At 60.0% G+C, this 911-nt stretch carries 3 protein-coding genes; all 3 read left to right on the top strand.

Features of this window, described 5'->3' with window-relative positions; translation table 11 throughout:
* The first annotated feature begins 86 nt into the window (after positions 1 to 86).
* The 3 genes from K7W03_RS28165 to K7W03_RS27515 are packed head-to-tail and all read left to right on the top strand — an operon-like array spanning position 87 to position 849.
* Positions 87 to 221 carry a hypothetical protein gene (locus K7W03_RS28165; protein ID WP_264319095.1) on the top strand — a complete coding sequence of 45 codons (135 nt, stop codon included), beginning with the start codon at positions 87 to 89 and terminating at the stop codon, positions 219 to 221.
* Entirely contained in the window at positions 218 to 652 is a 435-nt protein-coding gene (locus K7W03_RS27520) for a hypothetical protein (protein ID WP_222888142.1), read from the top strand. Before K7W03_RS28165 ends, K7W03_RS27520 begins: the two co-directional genes overlap by 4 nt.
* On the top strand, positions 649 to 849 hold the full coding sequence (locus K7W03_RS27515; RefSeq protein WP_222888140.1) for a hypothetical protein: 201 nt from the start codon (positions 649 to 651) through the stop codon (positions 847 to 849). Before K7W03_RS27520 ends, K7W03_RS27515 begins: the two co-directional genes overlap by 4 nt.
* Positions 850 to 911 lie beyond the last annotated feature (62 nt).

Here is a 911-nt window from a genome sequence, read left to right as displayed (position 1 = left end):
ATGCCGGTCGTCCGCGCAATACAGCCAGCCGCAGCAAATGCCCAGAGCGGGCCCGAAACCGAGCGTCGTGAATAAGAGAGGTTAAGATGCTGCTAGCATCCGCGCGGTCGCTCGACATTTTCACGCCGGAATCGCTCGCCCGCTCCTATCGCGTGCCGATCAAGGAAATCGAATATGAGCTGACGATCGCCCGTCAAAAACGGGAGGCGGCCGGGCTTTGAGCGTTCTGGACGCCTTCGCTGATATTCTAGCCGAGAAGGACGGCGACGAGCCTTGGTTTATTGAAGCCAAGGACAGCAATCCCGCGTCCGAATTGCAGCGGCAGATGACCTTCTTAGCGCTGCTGGCGAAACTGGGGCCGCAATGCGATGTGGTGGCCATCCCCAATGCTGGCAAAGCTACAGATTGGGAGCGCATCCAGCGGTGGAAAGAGGGCGCCCGCGCTGGCGCGCTTGATCTGGTCGTCACATGGGCCGGGGGCGTTTTCTTCGCTGAGTTCAAGGACGGCAAGAAGATGCCCACGCCTGCTCAGCGCGACCGGCTCAACACCTATTTCCGGCAGGGCCATGGTTGCGGCGTTTTCCGCAAGCCTGAGACGTTGATCGCTCATCTCATGGCTGCTGGCGCCCCCATCCGGGAGGCGTCGATATGACCAACGAGGAAATCGATCTTCTGGCCAGATCAGAAGCCCGCGAAGTCCTGAACCCTCTCCGGTTGGAAATGGCTTCGGCGGTCAGCCGCGTTACGCTTCGCCATGCCGAGGTATTGCGTGGGATTGGCCTGCCAGTTGCGGCCCTGATCGGCGCCAGCATGATAGGCTTGGTTAATATAGCGCGACGATCTGGGTGAGAGGTCAGCGACTATCAGGATGAGAACAGATTGTCGCGGCGGGTTCATGGTGCCGGGTTAGA

This window comes from Sphingobium sp. PNB (genome assembly GCF_019873065.1).
Classification (GTDB): domain Bacteria; phylum Pseudomonadota; class Alphaproteobacteria; order Sphingomonadales; family Sphingomonadaceae; genus Sphingobium; species Sphingobium fuliginis.
Note: the sequence above shows the minus strand (reverse complement) of the source record. Positions and strands in the feature narration are given on the sequence as shown.